This window comes from Chryseobacterium lathyri (assembly GCF_019970085.1).
Taxonomy (GTDB): Bacteria; Bacteroidota; Bacteroidia; order Flavobacteriales; family Weeksellaceae; genus Chryseobacterium; species Chryseobacterium lathyri.
In genome coordinates this window covers 372,854-389,818 of record NZ_JAHXYG010000004.1, presented here as the reverse complement: position 1 = coordinate 389,818, position 16,965 = coordinate 372,854, and the positions used below count along the sequence as shown (strand labels likewise).

The window sequence follows — 16,965 nt, the reverse complement described above, 5'->3', positions numbered from 1 at the left end:
TGAGAACAGGAAGTGTATAGATACTGTTTCAGTGTAAGAGCTTTTATTTTTTTTTACTATTAATCCTATAGACTTTGAATAACAGCTGATTATAGGTTTTTATTTAAAGTAATTTTAATAAAAAAAAGCCGTTCAATGTATTGAACGGCTTTCTAGTAAAGTAGAAATTAAAGTTATGCGTGTCTCGATTTCTTCCTTGTATCGGAAGAATTCATTTTTCCGGCAAGGGAGCTGATAAATACAATTCCAAAGCCGAGGTATGCCGCAAACGCGGTAAGGTATACAATTAAGCTGTTAAAATCTGGTTTTGAGGCATATATGAAATACACCAGCACGGAAAAAACAGCAAAACTCAACAGGAGCATCAGGCTCCAGATATTCATTTTTGCAGCATCTTCATTTCTCTTAAAAATCATTTCAAAAAAGTCTCTCATCATTAATCACTTTTTAAGGGTTATACATCTGTTTTCCGTTCTTCAATAGAACGGTCCGGAATCATTTTCCGATATAAATTAAATGGCATACGGATCATAGTTAAACTTGGCTAAGGTTATGATCTTATGGCCGTTTGATTGTTTTACATCAGGGTATGCTTTAAGCTGCCCAGAAAGTTTTAATTAAAAAACAGTATTGAATTCCGGAAGGAATTCATGAGCTTTATGACACCGTACACAATCATCATCGTAAATGGAATTGATAAGGGACTATCTTTTCCGATGCATACGGTATCTAAAGAAAAGGCCATATTAAAATATGAAACCTTTATTCGACTCAATGGAAACTGAAGCTCCCACGGAAACCTTTTCTCATCGTCTGTGTTTTAAATAATTTTTTTTCAATGATTTAGCTTGCGAATTTCATGCCAAAGTGAATTTTCCTGCTTGTTTTTAGTATTAAGTAGGTTTAAGTTTGTAGATGATTAACAGAGAAATATAGAAATTGAAAAACAAAAGAATTGAATTCAATTTTTTTAAAGCAACAAAGATTACAAAAATTGTGGAGTACTTTAGAATTTTCAGGTTCAAAGCTTAACATAGAATTATCACAAAAGCTTAAAAAAATCAAAGATTTGATAAAAAGTATGTGTAATCTGAGAGACCTATGGGAGGTATGCAAAAATTGGGTCCCTATATAAGAAGTCAACAAGTTGATTGGGAAAGAAAATAAAACTTCCCCTTTGAATCAACTTGTTGACGTAATTTTGCGGTAAAAAGCTGGTTTAGAACAATACCTTACCAGTTCTTATCAATCATATAGATTAACTGGGTCATAGCTGCAGCACCCAACAGAAGCTCTCTTCTGTTCACCTTATCAAATGTATCTTCTTCCGTGTGATGGATGTCAAAATACCTTTGGGAATCCGGTACCAGCTCTGCCGTAGGGACTCCCATATCATGAAGCGGATAGATATCAGTCCCTGAATATTTTCCTTCAAAATTATATACTCCGTATGGAATGAATAAACCAGCCCAGCTCTTGATCTGGTTTCTTTTCACATCATCCATTTCCAGGGCAATTCCCCTTGGAGCAAAGCCGCCCGCATCGGATTCTATGGCGAAAAGGTGCTTCTCGTTCTTTTCCTTGGCCGTTTTTCCATATTGAATGCCTCCTTTTACGCCATTTTCTTCATTGGCAAAGCAAACAACCCTGATCGTATGATTATTTTTAATCCCCAGTTTTTTGAATGTTCTTAAAACCTCAATACTTTGTACAATTCCTGCTCCGTCGTCATGAGCACCTTCACCCACATCCCATGAATCCAGATGTCCACCGACTACAATCACATTTTGATCTTTCTTACCGGTGATTTCGCCAATGACAGAGTGGGAGAGCTTTTCCCCTTTCATCCCGCAGTTGGAATTAAGCTTTGCAGTGACTTTCTGTGTCTTTAAAAGAGCTTCAAGTTCATCCGCAGTTGTTGCTCCAATGGCTACGGCAGGAATTTTTGAAACTTTATCTTCATAGCGCATGGCTCCGGTATGCGGAACATCGTCAAAAGCGGAAGAAAGAGATCTGATGATGGCAAATTTACCTCCTTTTTTAGCCGTTAAAGCAGCAGCAGTTACCCTGTATTTTGCAGCATCGCTGTAGCCTCTGAATGTTTCTACAAAAGACTGACTGAAAGGATAGTTAAAGAATACAATCTTATCTTTTACTTGATCTGCCGGAAGTCTGTCATATTCTTCCATAGATTTTACGATGATGATCTCGCCGGAAACATCTTTTCCGCCGGTACCTTCAGAATTTCCGAGAGAAAGCATCTTCAGGTTCTTCCATTTGCCTTCAGAGGTTCTGATCTGCAGGGATTCTTTTCCGCGGGTCCAGACCGGAACCATTACTTCCTGAAGCCAAACTTTATCGGCGCCGGCATCACGGAGCTTCTGTTCTGCCCATTTTACAGATTTTTCATAAGCGGGAGAACCACTTAAGCGATGTCCAATATTTTTAGTCAAATCTTTAAGGTCTGTATAGCCTTTTCCGTTGTTCAGGATTTCTGTGGAGATTTTGCTGAACTGGACAGAATCTTCTTTTGACTGGCCAAAAGCAGCCATTCCCAGGAATAATAATGAAGTTCCAATTATCTTTTTCATAGTTTACCAATTTTTATCGATCATATAAATAAGTTGTGTCATTACCGCAGCACCGAGAAGTAATTCTCTGCGGTTTACTTTTTCAAAAGTATCTTCTTCTGTATGGTGAATGTCGAAATAACGTTGCGGATCTGGAACCAGTTCTGCGGTAGGAACACCCATCTCATGCAGTGGAGCGATATCTGATCCGGAATATTTGCCTTCAAAATTGTATACTCCGTAAGGCAGGAACAGATTTACCCAGCTTTTGATCTGGTTTCTGTTTTTATCATCCATTTCCAGGGAAATGCCTCTTGGTGAGAAGCCTCCCGCATCCGTTTCTATCGCAAAAAGATGTTTTTCATTGCTTTCTTTTGCTGCTTTTCCATACTGCTTTCCGCCTTTGGTTCCGTTTTCTTCATTGGCGAAACAAACAGCCCTGATGGTATGGTTATTTTTAATTCCAAGTTTTTTAAATGTTCTCAGAACTTCAATGCTTTGTACAATTCCGGCGCCGTCATCATGTGCACCTTCACCCACATCCCATGAATCCAGATGCCCACCGACTACGATGACGCTCTGGTCTTTTTTCCCGGTAATCTCACCAATCACAGAATGGGAGAGTTTCTCCCCTTTCATTCCGCAGTTGGAATTGAGCTTGGTAATAATCTTTTTGTTTTTTAACAATGCTTCCAGTTCATCTGCGGTTGTATTTCCGATAGTCACTGCAGGTACTTTGGAGACGTTGTCGTCATACCGCATATTACCTGTATGAGGAACATCATCAAAAGCAGAAGATAAAGATCTTATAATGGCAAATTTTCCTCCTTTCTGAGCTGTTAAATTGGCTGCAGACCTTCTGTATGCTCCGGCTTCCCGGTATGAAATGAAGGTTTGCACATGTGATTGATTAAAAGGGTAGTTAAAGAACACGATCTTATCCTTTACTTGATCTGCGGGAAGCCTGTTGTATTCCTCTAATGATCTTACCATAATGATCTCGCCGGAAACATCTTTTCCACCCGTTCCTTCAGAGTTTCCGAGAGAAAGCATCTTCAGCTTCTTCCACTGCCCGTCTGCTGTTTTAATCTGCAGGGATTCTTTACCCCTGACCCAGACTGGAATTATTACTTCCTGCAGCCATACTTTATCAGCGCCGGCATCACGGAGCTTCTGTTCTGCCCATTTTACAGATTTTTCATACGCTTCGGTACCGCTTAAACGGTTTCCAATGTTTTTGGTAAGGTCTTTCAGTTCATTGTAAGCTTTCCCATTATTCAGTATTTCTGTAGAAATTTTACTGAACTGTATCGAATCTTCTTTAGACTGCCCAAAAATAGTCATGCTTACCATTAAAAGTGAAAGAGTGACGGTTTTTTTCATTTTACCAGTTTTTATCGATGATAAAAATAAGTTGCGTCATTGCTGTAGCCCCTAACAGTAGCTCTCTTTTGTTCACCTTATCGAAAGTATCCTGTTCAGAGTGGTGGTAATCAAAATATCTTTGTGTATCTACAACCAGTTCAGCTAAAGGAATATCCAATTTTTTCAGCGGAGAAATATCCTGAATAGCTTCAGTTTGGTCAAAATCATAAATACCGTAAGGAAGGAAATAATTTTTCCATTCGAAGATCTGTCTTCGTCTTTGTGGAGACATATCTAAGGAAAATCCTCTTGGAGAATATCCTCCTGCATCTGTTCCTAAAGCAAAAACATGTTTTTCTCCTTTCTTTTTCACATAGGCTGCATACATTTCACGTCCTTGTCCCCCGTTTTCGCTGTTTGCATAAAAAACAACTCTTATCGTATGATTATTTTCGATCCCAAGAGCTTTGAATGTTCTTAAAACTTCAATGCACTGTGCAACACCGGTTCCGTCATCAATAGCCCCTTCACCAAAATCCCACGAATCTAATTGAGCTCCTAAAACAATCACTTTAGAATCTTTTTTACCCTGAATTTCAGCAATAATATTCGGATTGGTAGTATCGCCTTTTGATTGCGCCGTCATATTCAGTTTGGCGGCAACTTTCTGATTTTTTAATAATTTTTCTAATTCATCAGCGGATTTTACTCCAATGGACACGGCAGGAATTCTTACTTTGTCATCAGGTTCGTAATATACCATTTTTGCATGTGGTGTATCGTCCATAGCTGTTGTTAAAGATCTTATAATTAAAGCTTTTGCTCCTGTTTTAGCAATCACGGAAGCGGAAATTAATTTAGATTTTGCGGTAATTAAATAAGAATCATTTGTATTAATGATCTTCGGATCCATCGGAAGATTGACGAAAACGATTTTATCTTTCAATTGTCCAACCGACATAGCATTAAGCTCAGAAGTTGAATTAATTAAAACAATTTCGCCTGTAAGATCTTTCCCGCCAGTTCCTTCAGAATTCCCGAAAGACAGCATTCTGATATTTTTCCAATCTCCATTCGCTGTTTTTATTTGCAAAGATTCTCTTCCTCTTATCCAGACCGGAGCTTTGGCTTCCATTCTCCAGATCATCTCAATACCGATAGATTTGAGTTTTTTTTCTGCCCATTCCACCGCTTTCATATAACCGGGAGTAGCACTGAAACGGGGACCGATCCCTTTGGTAAGTTCCCCAAGATTTTCGTAAGCGGTACCATTGGTCATTACCTCGTCTGAGATTCTTTTGAATTCATCATGATAGTTGAACTTAGCCACGGTTGTTTTTTTTACCGGTTTTTTCTGTGGCTTTTTTTGAGAAAATAAAAATCCACTCAAAAAGAGTGGAAGTATAATGAAGATTTTTTTCATTTTTTATTTACCTTTCTTTTTCCGAAGATAAAAGTAGGGAAAAATTAGGAATTTATTAAGGTTTCATATCGTACATTAACAGTGCTGTAACCAATTTTGGTTCAATGAATGTACATTTTGGAGGCATACTGAGCTTAAGATCAGAAATTTTGATCATATCGTTGAAACTCACTGGATAGATTCCGAACCCTACTTTGCCCTCACCATTGTCTATTTTTTCTTTTAAATAGTTGATTCCCTGGATATTGGATGTTCCTTTGGCGTATGATATTTTCTCAGAACTGTCTGAATTTTCTATTTTAAGGATATTTTTGAAAATGTATTTATCTAAAAGATGGTGGTCAAGGTTGTCAAGGGACATTTCCGTTGAACGTAGGTCATGCTTTACGTGAAGTGAGTAGAATTTACCATCCAGGTACATCGAGATGTGGAATTTCTGTGAAGGGAAATAAGAAGTTTCACCTTTTTCATGAATCAGGAAATACTGGTCCAGCTCTTTTAAAAACTCTTCGCTGGAAAGCCCGTTAAGATCGGACAGAATTCTGTTGTAATCATGAATCTTGATCGACTGGTTGGAGACGATAAAACTATAGACAAAATTATAGGCTTCCGTACCGTTGTGTCTTTTATTTTTCTCCTTGTGATATTTAGCATTCAGAGCAGTAGATCCGATCCTGTGGTGACCATCTGCAATGTAAAACGAGTCAATTTGATCGATTACCTCTTTGAATTGCTGAAGTTTCAGACGGTTATCTATTCTCCAGATCTTATGCCTGATCCCGATAGAATCCACATGGTTGAAAATAGGAACATTCTTCTCTTCATGATTCATCAGAAGCTCAATCTTGGAATTGGAAGGGTAGGTAAGAAGCACCGGTTCAGCCTGAAGACTTACTTTGTCCAGATAATGGGCCAGCTTTTCTTTTTTTTGTGGAATGGTACTTTCGTGTCTTTTGATCTTTCCGTTCCAGAAATCTTCAATACTTGCTAATCCCAGCAAGCCTCTGAAAACCTGTTTGTTGGGATAGATTTGCTCATAAAGGTAATATGATGAACTGTCCTGGATCAGTTTCTTTTCTTCCAGAAGTTCTTCAAATGTTGAACGGATCTTCCTTAAATTCCGGTCAATATCTTTGGATTTACTTACAACATAAGGTTTAATCATATTGATGTAAGTATTTTCAACTTGAGCTTTCTCTGCAATCTCCTCTTGGGTGAAATTGTCCAGCGGATGGGTAGGGAAAGTGCTCTCAAAGTCTTTATGAGGTCTTATTCCACGGAAAGGTTTAAAAACAGGCATATTTTATCTTATGGTTTCTTTTTGTAGCTTAATAATTTGTTCTGCAAGTTCTGCTCCGATTTTCTCCTGTGCATCTATGGTGTTTCCACCTACGTGAGGTGAAAGAGATAATGCAGGATTCATCAGTAAAGGGAGTTCCGGAGTCGGTTCGTTTTCGAATACATCCAGTGCGGCTCCCGCTACTTTTTCAGATTCGATGAAATCTATAAGGGTTACCTCATTGATTACACCGCCTCTTGCAGTATTTACTATGTAGACTCCATCTTTCATTTTTTCAAACTGAGGTGTGTCTATAATATATTCATTCGTTTTTGGAGTATTGATGCTGATGAAATCTGTATCTTTAAGGAAAGCATCCATATCATTGGTGGAAGTGATCTCAAAGTTCAGACTCTGCCCATCGAAAAAGTCCAGGGTAAGAACTCTTGTCTTAGGATTTTTCGTCAGCACCTTAATTTTCATTCCCAATGCTATCCCTATTTTTACAACTTCCTGCCCGATACTTCCAAAGCCGATTACTCCAAGTGTTTTTCCTGAAAGTTCATACGCTTTGCTGAATGACTTTTTCATAGCATCGAAATGGGTTTCCCCCTCCAATGGCATCAGTCGGTTCGATTCGTGAAGGAATCTTGCCAGTGCAAAAAAGTGTCCGAAAACAAGCTCAGCTACTGATTTTGAAGATGCTGTAGGCGTGTTGATCACTTTTATACCTTTGCTTTTAGCATAATCAACATCAATATTATCCATTCCGATACCGCCGCGTCCAATGATTTTCAGGCTTGGGCAAGCATCGATTATGTCCTGTCTTACTTTCGTCGCGCTCCTTACCAAAAGAATATCCACGTTATTTTCATTAATGAAATTGATCACGTGATTCTGTGCCACTCTGTTCGGCAGGACTTCAAATCCTGCTTCCGTAAGGGCCAGTTCTCCTGTTTTCGAGATTCCGTCGTTTGCTAAAACTTTCATGTGTTATTTAGATTTAAAGATTGAAAAATTTAATTATTTAAAAATTTTAAATCGGGGCGCAAATTAATAAATTTTAATTAACTGCTCTAAATTTTTCAATCTTTGAATTTTTAATGCTCAATTATTTAATAGATTTCATAACATCAACAAGAACCTGCACACTTTCAATAGGTAAAGCATTGTATAAACTTGCTCTGTAACCACCCAGGCTTCTGTGTCCATTCAGTCCGCTTATTCCTGCGGCTTTCCATGCAGTGTCGAATGCTTCTTTTTTGCTCTCATCTGTGATGTTGAAAGAAACATTCATTAAGGAACGGTCTTCTTTTACACAGAATGTTTCAAACAGAGGATTGCTGTCGATCTCATCATATAAAAGTTTTGCCTTTGCCTCATTTCTGGCTTCTGCTGCTGCAATTCCTCCGTTCTTTTCAAGATACTGTAAAGTAAGAAGGGAAGCATAGACAGGGAAAACCGGAGGGGTGTTGTACATGGATTCTTTTGAAATATGTTGGGAATAATCCAGAATAGAAAGCATGTTCTCTCTTCCTGTTTTCCCAAGAATTTCTTTTTTAATGACCACCAGGGTAACTCCTGCAGGTCCCATATTTTTCTGAGCTCCGGCATAGATAAGATCAAATTTTGAAAAATCAAGTTGTCTTGAGAAAATATCAGAACTCATATCACAAACCATCAAAGTATCTACTTCGGGGAAAGATTTCATCTGAGTTCCGTAGATTGTATTGTTCGAAGTGCAGTGGAAATAATCGTATTCTGAACCTACCGTATAATTTTTAGGAATAAAAGAATAGTTTTCTTCTTTGGAAGAGCCTACCACATCCACATTTCCTAATTTCTTAGCTTCTTTAATAGCTCCTGCCGCCCATGTTCCTGTATCCAGGTAAGCTGCTTTACCGCCTACTTTCAGCAGATTGTAGGGAACCATCGCAAACTGCAGGCTTGCACCGCCACCTAAATAAAGCACTTCATAATCATCACCAAGGTTCATCAGTCTTTTCACAATGGCACGTGCTTCGTCCATTACAGCAACAAAATCCTTGCTTCTGTGCGAAATTTCAAGGAGAGACAGTCCGATTCCGTTAAAATCTAAAATAGCTTCTGCTGATTTTTCAAATACCTCCTGAGGTAAGATGCATGGTCCTGCGCTGAAGTTGTGCTTTTTGCTCATATTTTTACTTTTTTGGTTGTGCAAGAATTTTATGGACTTGCGGTTTATTATTGATATTTTACTAGATTCCTTTAAGTTTATGGTTAAAAAAACCGCCTCATTATGCTGAGACGGAGCTTTTATTATTCACCGTGTAAGAATGCTTTTTTATTAAGCAGGGTTTCTTCAGATTCTACGTGGTCTTCGTCCGGAACACAACAGTCTACCGGGCAGACAGCTGCACACTGAGGTTCTTCATGGAAGCCTTTACATTCCGTACATTTATCTGTTACAATGAAATATACATCATCACTTACCGGTTCCTGCGGCGAATCTGCATCTACAGTAAGTCCTGACGGCATGGTCACAGTACCTGTAAGGGCAGTACCTTCAGAAGCTTTCCAATCTACGGCCCCTTCATATATTGCATTATTTGGGCACTCCGGTTCGCAGGCTCCGCAATTAATGCATTCATCAGTTATTTTAATAGCCATCGCTAATTTTTTTTAAATTTGCACAAAATTACAAAATATTCCCCAATTTAAAAGTAATTATGAATATCGAAAATAAAGTTTTAGGACTTATTAAGTTAAGTGTATATATAAAAGAGTTTTTAGCAAAGAATCCTGCGGATTATAATGATCATGATACGGAGTTTGAGTTATTGCTGAGAAGATCCGAAATAGAGAATCCCTGGTTTACCCTTGAGAATCAGAAATTTGCTCTTACAGAATGGACTCATTTGCTTACTCAGGAAAATATAAACAATTGGCTCAGAAATTATTCCGTTTCCAAAACTTCAAAAAGAGTAGGATTGATCCTGGCCGGAAATATTCCATTGGTAGGACTGCATGATGTGATATCTGTTGTTTTAAGCGGACACATTCCTTTGATTAAGCTGTCTTCAAAAGATAAGCAGATGGTCCCGTTCCTGCTGAAAAAATGGAATGAGTTGTCAGATGGAGCTGTCCAGTTTGAATTTGTTGAAAGACTGGAGAATTTTGATGCTGTGATTGCAACAGGAAGCAATAATACTGCAAGGTACTTGGAATATTATTTCAAGGACCATTTAAGCATTATTAGAAAAAACAGAACCTCTGCGGCGGTTCTGAAAGGTGATGAGACTTCTGAAGAACTTCAGCTTCTGGCGGAAGATATTTTCAGGTATTTCGGTTTGGGATGCAGAAATGTAACCAGAATTTTTATTCCTGAAGACTTTCTTATCGACAGGCTATTTGAAAGTTTTATAGGCTTCCAGGATATCATTAATCATAATAAATATGCAAATAACTATGATTATAACAGAGCAGTTTATCTCCTGAACCAGGATAAATTCTGGGATAATAATTTTGTTATGCTGAAAGAGGATGATAAGCTTTTCAGCCCGCTTTCCGTGATCCATTTCAGCAGATATTCATCTTTGGATGATGTTAAAAATTTCATTACCGAAAATGAAGAGAATATCCAGTGTATTGTGGCAAAAGATGAGCTGGGATTGGATTCAATTCCTTTCGGAGAAGCGCAGCACCCTGCTTTGGATACGTATGCCGATAATGTAGATACGATGAAATTTTTGGAAGTGGTCTGATTTTCGTATCTTAACTCACTATTTTACCAATAACAAAAAAGATTATGAAAAAAATATTTTTAGGACTTACAGTTCTTGCCGCACAGCTGATGTTTGCTCAGAAAGTAACAGGCGTGAAGGTTGAAAAAGTTCAGAAAGAAATTCCTGCGCAGTTAAGCAAAGAGAAGATTAATCTGTATAATGACAACTTTCTTAAGTTTGTTGAAGCACTTAAATCTTCGGATCGTTCAGGCGTTGATGCACTTCTTTCCGATAAGGTAAAAGATATTGTTACGGACGATGTTCTTAAAAAAGTAAAAGAAGGCTTTGATGTGAATAAAAAGCTGGAAATTTTAAAAACGGGATACCACAGATTGATGGATGGTTCCAGTTTGCCAAGCATCAACTACAAATATGCAGGAGATTCTTCTTCAAAAGAGGTAATTATGGCTGTTTTTGAAGAGGATGGAAAGATTATTGGGGTAATGCCGGCAAAAAAAGATAAATAATTTAAAACAATAAAAATACTAACTATGATGACAGATGTTTTAGTTGCTCATTCCTCCGATGTGGAAAAAGCAGCTTTTTACAGAAAAACTTACCTGCATGTCGCTTTATCAATCCTTGCATTTATAGGGGTTGAAACTATTTTACTGAAAACGGTTCCTGTGGAGATCATTGCTATGATGTTCGGACAGAAATACACATGGCTACTGATTATCGGTGTTTTCTGGCTGGCTTCGATGCTGGCTTCTAAATGGTCACTTTCGCAGAGCAGAACAACACAGTATTTCGGATTAGGCTTCTATATTATTCTGGAAGCTGTGATTTTCATGCCTATGATCTATATCGCAGCAGGAATGCAGGGTGGAGGAAATATTATATTCCAGGCTGCCATGCTTACGATTGCCATGTTTGCCGGACTTTCGGCAGTGGCATTTACTTCAAAAAAAGATTTTTCGTTCCTAAGAAATATTATTGTTATCGGAGGTTTTCTTTCGATAGGGCTTATTGTAGCCGGAGCGATTTTTGGGTTCAATCTGGGACTTTGGTTCTCAGTAGGAATGGTGCTTTTGGCTTCTGCAAGTATTCTTTATGAAACAAGTAAGCTTAAAGATGTTTATTCTACAGGGCAGTATGTAGGTGCTTCATTGCAGCTTTTTGCATCCATTATGCTTTTGTTCTGGTATATTCTGAGAATCTTAATGAGCAGAAGAAGCTAGTTAATTTAAAAATGAAAGGAGAAGAATTGTAAATTCGGATTCTATCTTATAAATAATCCTGGTGATATTTTCACCGGGATTATTTTTTGTATTTTTTTACACAAATGGCACAAATGTTTTAAAAAAAATTCTTTAATTTTAATTCAGCCATTTAACCAAAAAATCCCGGTGAAAATATCACTGGGATTTTAGTGGATTCTTTAATCTATATAAACAGAAGCAGCAGCTTCAGCAATGGCATATTACAGAAGCTTTGAAGCGTGTGTTTAAATTAAAAACTAAAGAATTGAGAAAATATAGTATCGAGGAAAGCCTCAGTAGTACTGTGTTTTTGTTGTAATTTTTTACTATTAATCGTTAAAATCGATCGAATGAAAAAATTACTTGTCAATGGATCCTAAGACCTTCTGTGCAAAAGAATTTAAAGCGTCTTTTTCGCTCATTCCGTTCTGAACGCTGGCGTGCACTTCCAAAGCGCCGCAGATATTTGTGATCAGCTCTCCTGCTAGATTCAGATCTTCTTCGCTGGTTCCTCTGAATTCGCAGAAGCTTTCTAAAACCTCTAATGTTTTTTCAAGATTTTCAGGCGTCTGATTCTGATAAAACTGTCGGATTACGGGTAACTTCATTACTGTATTTCTTTGAAAAGATTAATTAAACTTTCAGCTTGGTTGCTCTGTACCTGGTTTACCAATTCACCATTTTTAAAAACTGCGAAAGTAGGAAGGTTATCAACGGTTGCTAATTTTCTGCTTTCAGGAAGCTTTTCAGCATCTACATATAAGAACGGAATTTCTTCATTTTCTGATGCTAATTTTTTAAATTTAGGCTTCATGATTCTGCAGTTTCCGCACCATGTGGCACCGTACTGAACAACTACTTTTTCATTGTCGTTCACGATATTCTGTAAAGTATCTTCTGTTAATTCTGTGTACATAAGTTTATTTTTAGAAAAAATAAACAATGTAGCAATCTAATAATTTACCAATCTAACAATTAAAAAACGAATCTTAAAATTGTTATACTGTTAGATTGCTACATTGTTATATTAAATTTAGTTCTTAGCTAAGTATTCTGCTGTAGAAGTTCTGTCTGCTTTCATAGCATCTTTTCCTTCTTCCCAGTTGGCAGGACATACTTCACCATGTTTTTGAACGTGCGTGTAAGCGTCGATAAGTCTTAAATATTCTTTCACGTTTCTACCAAGAGGCATATCGTTTACAGACTCATGGAAAATTTTTCCAGTTTCGTCGATTAGGTATGTTGCTCTGTACGTTACATTAGAACCTGTGAAAGTTTCCTCTCCATCTTCATTGTATTCGAAATCCTGATCTACAATTCCTAGGATATTTGCCAATTGTCTGTGAGTATCAGCTAAAAGTGGGTAAGTTACTCCTTCAATACCTCCGTTATCTTTTGGAGTGTTCAACCATGCAAAGTGTACCTCGTTAGTATCACAAGAAGCACCGATTACTTTAGTGTTTCTTTTTTCGAATTCACCTAAAGCATCCTGGAAAGCATGAAGCTCTGTAGGACATACGAAAGTGAAATCTTTCGGATACCAGAATAAAATTACTTTTTGCTGGTTAGAAGTAGCTTCTTCAAGGATGTTGATTCTAAGATCATCACCCATTTCAGACATAGCATCGATTGTTACATTTGGGAATTTTTTTCCTACTAAAGACATAATTTTCTGTTTTTATATTAAATTTTCTTGTGCAAATATATAAATATTTCATCTATCAAACAAATCAATATTGATAAATAAAATCTATAATTGTTTTTAATGGAACTATAAGAAAAAAGCCCTGAAATCAGAGCTTTTTTGTTTACTTTATACTAATTTTTATTCAGTCTAATTTATGAATTAAATGGAGCTAAAGCATCTTTAATTCGTTTCATCGCTTCTCTAAGATCCTCTTCAGAAGCTGCATAAGAAAATCTGATACATTCCGGGCTTCCGAAGGAAACACCGCCTACACATCCTACATGAGCACTTTCCAATAAAAACATAGCGAAATCATCAGAGTCTTTGATTTCAGTGCCATTCAGTGTTTTTCCGATATAGTGGGAGATATCCGGGAAGAAATAAAATGCAGCTTTTGGAAGTAATACTTTGAATCCTGGAATTTCTTTCATCAGGTCATACACCAGATCTCTTCTTTTCTGGAACGCATCAATCATGTATTTGTACTCGGAAGGATCTGTTTTTAGAGCAGTAATAGAAGCTCTCTGCGCCACTGTATTGGCTCCGCTGGTCATTTGTCCCTGAACCTTTTCGCAGGCTTTAGCCAGCCATTCCGGACAGGCAGAATACCCGATTCTCCATCCTGTCATGGCAAATGCTTTAGACATTCCGTTAATCACAGCAGTCTGCTCATATACTTCAGGGAATTGAGCGATGGATGTTGTTTTTGTTTCGTAATTGATGTACTCGTAGATCTCATCCGAAATAACCGTTACATGAGGATATTTGGCAATAACTTTCGCCATCGATTTTAACTCATCATAGGTATAATATCCGCCGGAAGGGTTACAAGGAGAACTGAAAAGAATAGCTTTTGTTTTATCTGTAATGGATTCTTCAAGTTGTTCGGCAGTGATCTTGAAATCTGTAACATAAGAAGTCGGCAGCATTACTGAAGTTCCCCCCATCATTTTTACCATTTCATCATAGCTTACCCAATAAGGTGCTGGAAGAAGAACTTCGTCACCATCATTGACCACGGAGGCCAATACATTTAAAATAGCTTGTTTAGCTCCGTTGGAAACACAGATCTGGGTTGGCTTATAATCAAGATTGTTGTCTCTTTTTAATTTGTGGGCAACCGCTTCACGAAGTTCAAGAAACCCGGGAACAGGAGAGTAATGGCTGTAGTTTTGGTTAATCGCGTCAAAAGCTGCCTGTTTGATATTGTCCGGAACATCGAAATCCGGTTCGCCAAGTGTCAGACTAATCACATCAATGCCGGCGGCCTTCATTTCTCTTGCTTTGTTTGACATTACGAAAGTCTGTGAGTAACCTAATCTCTTTACTCTATCTGAAAGTTTATCCATGTGGGTCTTTTTGAATTTTAACAAATATATAATAAAAACGTTTTGCCGGGAAATAAAAGTAAGGCAGGAAAAAAGATTTTTGTCAGGTTTTTTAAATTTTAATCATTAAAGTATAGTCTTTTATACTTTTCTGCCGAAATATTCAGTTCCTAAGAACATGGAAATGAAAAGCGGTGCCCAATATTATGTTTTTGTATATTTAGCTATCTAAATATTCAGTGGGTATGAAATATTCTCTCCTTTTATTGTTGGTTCCTTTTGTAAGTTTTTCCCAAACAAAAACAAAAGATGATGAAATAAAAAAATACGTTTCTGAAGTAAGTTCGGATTCTTTAAAATCCTATATCGGCAAGCTTGTAAGCTTTCATACCAGGCATACTTTAAGTTCTGTTGATGATAAAAATCAGGGAATAGGAGCGGCAAGGAACTGGGTACTTGGAAAATTTAAAGACTATGCAAAGAATTCCGGAGGAAGAATGGATGTTTACTTACAGAAGGAAAACATTCAGCCGGATGGAAAACGGATAGACAGGGTTACCAACCTGGGAAATCCTATAGCCTTTTTAAAAGGTACAGATCCTAATGATAAAAGAATTTTCCTGATTTCTGCACACCTGGATTCGCGGGTTACCGATGTAATGAACAGAATTTCATACGCGCCGGGTGCCAACGATGATGGAAGCGGAGTGAGTGCTGTTATAGAAGCTGCGCGAATTTTGAGCAGATCTTCTTTTCCGGCATCCGTTATTTTCGTTACTTTTTCCGGAGAAGAACAGTCTTTGCTTGGATCTAAGCTTCTGGCAGATAAAGCCAAAAAAGAAAACCTGCAGATAGAAGCAGTCCTGAACAATGACATGATCGGAAATTCTAAAGCAGGAGAAACAGGAGAGATCAATAACCATACGTTAAGGGTTTTTAGCGAAGGGCTGCCTTATGCAGAACTCGATAAAAAAGCAATGGGTATAAGGAACCTGGGACTTGAAAACGACAGTGAATCCCGGCAACTGGCCCGGTATATTAAAGAAATTGCAGAACAATATGTAAAAGGACTAGAAGTGAAGCTGATTTACAGGAACGACAGGTTTTTACGTGGCGGAGATCATTCCAGCTTTGTCAGTCAGGGATTTCCTTCCGTAAGGCTCACTGAATATTATGAAAACTACGATCATCAACATCAGGATATAAGAGTTGAAAATAATAAGCAGTACGGAGATCTTCCTGAATTTATAGATTTTAACTATCTGAAAAGAAACGTTGCGGCAAATATTGCTGTTCTGGCAAGTCTGGCCAAAGCTGCTTCAAAGCCTGAGCGGGTAGAAGTAATGGTTAAAGAGCTTACCAACTCCACCTCACTAAGATGGGAAAAGCCAAAATCCGGAACACCAGCGGGGTATTATATTCTTGTAAGAGAAACGGATAGTCCCGTTTGGCAAAAAAAGATATTCACTAAAGAGCTTTCCATTAAAATCCCACTTTCAAAAGACAATTATATTTTTGCCGTTCAGACGATTAATCAGGCCGGAAATTTAAGTGTACCTGTTATTCCGGGGATTGCGAAATAATATCGACTAAGGAAGCTGAAATTTAAAATCTGATCCGGACAACTTCATTTGAATACAACAGAAATAAAACTTATTTTTGTAGATTATAATAATTCATATGGCAGCATCGTTACTATTAAAATACTTTCCTGATCTTACGGAGAAGCAGATCGAGCAGTTTTCCCAGTTGGAGAAACTGTATAATGAGTGGAATGAAAAAATCAATGTGATCTCAAGAAAAGATATGGAATCGCTGTATGAGAAGCACGTTCTGCATTCCTTAGGAATTGCAAAAATAATGGAATTTGCACCCGGAACAAAAGTGCTGGATATAGGAACAGGAGGAGGTTTTCCGGGAATTCCCCTGGCAATTTTATTTCCGGAAACAGAATTTACTTTAGTTGATTCTATCGGAAAAAAAATTACTGTAGTGAAAGCAGTGGCAGAAGGAATCGGGCTAACTAATTTAACGGCCATTCACGGAAGAGCGGAAAAAGTAAAAGAAAAGTTTCATTTTGTGGTAAGCCGCGCTGTAACCCAGATGCCGGAATTCCTCAGATGGCTGAAAGGAAAGTTTGAGAAAGAACAGTTTAATCCCAAACATAACGGGGTTTTATATTTAAAAGGCGGCGACCTTGCAGAAGAATTAGCCGGAATTAAATGTGAAATCTTCAATCTTAAAAACTATTTTGATGAAGAATTTTTTGATACTAAAAAAGTGATTTATGTATCAAAAGGCAATTTTAATTCTTAATTTTAATGAATTAAGGAATAATTTTTGCTGA

Annotated in this window: 17 protein-coding genes; 5 read left to right on the top strand and 12 right to left on the bottom strand. The window is 37.6% G+C overall.

Annotated features, from left to right (window positions below; translation table 11 throughout):
- Positions 1-173 precede the first annotated feature (173 nt).
- From LC418_RS14870 to LC418_RS14835, 8 genes are all read right to left on the bottom strand, one after another.
- Positions 174-437, bottom strand: coding sequence for a hypothetical protein (locus LC418_RS14870; RefSeq protein ID WP_146896919.1), 264 nt, complete (start codon positions 435-437; stop codon positions 174-176).
- A gap of 795 nt (positions 438-1,232) precedes the next feature.
- Positions 1,233-2,591, bottom strand: coding sequence for a M20/M25/M40 family metallo-hydrolase (locus LC418_RS14865; RefSeq protein ID WP_223559699.1), 1,359 nt, complete (start codon positions 2,589-2,591; stop codon positions 1,233-1,235).
- A gap of 3 nt (positions 2,592-2,594) precedes the next feature.
- Complete coding sequence (locus LC418_RS14860; protein ID WP_223559698.1) at positions 2,595-3,953, bottom strand: M20/M25/M40 family metallo-hydrolase; 1,359 nt, start codon at positions 3,951-3,953, stop codon at positions 2,595-2,597.
- Position 3,954: 1 nt separating this feature from the next.
- Positions 3,955-5,358, bottom strand: a complete 1,404-nt coding sequence (locus LC418_RS14855) for a M20/M25/M40 family metallo-hydrolase (protein ID WP_223559697.1) — start codon at positions 5,356-5,358, stop codon at positions 3,955-3,957.
- Positions 5,359-5,413: 55 nt separating this feature from the next.
- Positions 5,414-6,658, bottom strand: coding sequence for a DUF1015 domain-containing protein (locus LC418_RS14850; RefSeq protein WP_111952966.1), 1,245 nt, complete (start codon positions 6,656-6,658; stop codon positions 5,414-5,416).
- A gap of 3 nt (positions 6,659-6,661) precedes the next feature.
- Positions 6,662-7,627: a D-2-hydroxyacid dehydrogenase gene (locus LC418_RS14845; RefSeq protein ID WP_223559696.1), complete on the bottom strand. Its 966-nt coding sequence runs from the start codon at positions 7,625-7,627 to the stop codon at positions 6,662-6,664.
- A 121-nt stretch (positions 7,628-7,748) separates the two neighbouring features.
- The gene (gene serC, locus LC418_RS14840; RefSeq protein WP_111952970.1) at positions 7,749-8,813 is read right to left on the bottom strand and encodes a 3-phosphoserine/phosphohydroxythreonine transaminase; all 1,065 of its coding nucleotides are present in this window, start codon (positions 8,811-8,813) and stop codon (positions 7,749-7,751) included.
- Between the two features lie 122 nt (positions 8,814-8,935).
- Positions 8,936-9,286 carry a 4Fe-4S binding protein gene (locus LC418_RS14835; protein ID WP_040999034.1) on the bottom strand — a complete coding sequence of 117 codons (351 nt, stop codon included), beginning with the start codon at positions 9,284-9,286 and terminating at the stop codon, positions 8,936-8,938.
- Positions 9,287-9,345: 59 nt separating this feature from the next.
- On the opposite strand from LC418_RS14835, the gene LC418_RS14830 reads away from it, so the two are divergent.
- Genes LC418_RS14830 through LC418_RS14820 form a run of 3 tightly spaced genes read left to right on the top strand, consistent with a single transcriptional unit; the run spans position 9,346 to position 11,582 of the window.
- Positions 9,346-10,380 (top strand): acyl-CoA reductase, encoded by a 1,035-nt coding sequence (locus LC418_RS14830; protein WP_223559695.1) that lies wholly within the window; start codon positions 9,346-9,348, stop codon positions 10,378-10,380.
- A gap of 44 nt (positions 10,381-10,424) precedes the next feature.
- Positions 10,425-10,868 carry a peptidylprolyl isomerase gene (locus LC418_RS14825; protein ID WP_223559694.1) on the top strand — a complete coding sequence of 148 codons (444 nt, stop codon included), beginning with the start codon at positions 10,425-10,427 and terminating at the stop codon, positions 10,866-10,868.
- Between the two features lie 24 nt (positions 10,869-10,892).
- Positions 10,893-11,582 carry a Bax inhibitor-1/YccA family protein gene (locus tag LC418_RS14820; RefSeq protein WP_111952976.1) on the top strand — a complete coding sequence of 230 codons (690 nt, stop codon included), beginning with the start codon at positions 10,893-10,895 and terminating at the stop codon, positions 11,580-11,582.
- Positions 11,583-11,962: 380 nt separating this feature from the next.
- Here LC418_RS14820 and LC418_RS14815 read toward each other — a convergent pair whose 3' ends face one another.
- The 4 genes from LC418_RS14815 to LC418_RS14800 all read right to left on the bottom strand — a co-directional run bounded on the left by LC418_RS14815 (position 11,963) and on the right by LC418_RS14800 (position 14,639).
- Positions 11,963-12,211 carry a DUF6952 family protein gene (locus tag LC418_RS14815; RefSeq protein ID WP_223559693.1) on the bottom strand — a complete coding sequence of 83 codons (249 nt, stop codon included), beginning with the start codon at positions 12,209-12,211 and terminating at the stop codon, positions 11,963-11,965.
- Positions 12,211-12,519, bottom strand: coding sequence for a thioredoxin family protein (locus LC418_RS14810; RefSeq protein ID WP_034707328.1), 309 nt, complete (start codon positions 12,517-12,519; stop codon positions 12,211-12,213). The genes LC418_RS14815 and LC418_RS14810 overlap by 1 nt, the downstream gene beginning before the upstream one ends.
- A 117-nt stretch (positions 12,520-12,636) precedes the next feature.
- Positions 12,637-13,269, bottom strand: coding sequence for a peroxiredoxin (locus tag LC418_RS14805; protein ID WP_111952978.1), 633 nt, complete (start codon positions 13,267-13,269; stop codon positions 12,637-12,639).
- A 173-nt stretch (positions 13,270-13,442) separates the two neighbouring features.
- The gene (locus tag LC418_RS14800) at positions 13,443-14,639 is read right to left on the bottom strand and encodes a pyridoxal phosphate-dependent aminotransferase (RefSeq protein ID WP_111952980.1); all 1,197 of its coding nucleotides are present in this window, start codon (positions 14,637-14,639) and stop codon (positions 13,443-13,445) included.
- A gap of 224 nt (positions 14,640-14,863) precedes the next feature.
- Between LC418_RS14800 and LC418_RS14795 the strand changes: the two genes are divergently transcribed.
- Both LC418_RS14795 and rsmG read left to right on the top strand, forming a co-directional pair.
- Positions 14,864-16,201, top strand: a complete 1,338-nt coding sequence (locus LC418_RS14795; RefSeq protein ID WP_223559692.1) for a M20/M25/M40 family metallo-hydrolase — start codon at positions 14,864-14,866, stop codon at positions 16,199-16,201.
- A gap of 97 nt (positions 16,202-16,298) precedes the next feature.
- A complete protein-coding gene (gene rsmG, locus LC418_RS14790) occupies positions 16,299-16,934 on the top strand; it encodes a 16S rRNA (guanine(527)-N(7))-methyltransferase RsmG (protein ID WP_111952984.1) in 636 nt (211 codons plus the stop codon).
- Positions 16,935-16,965: the final 31 nt, after the last annotated feature.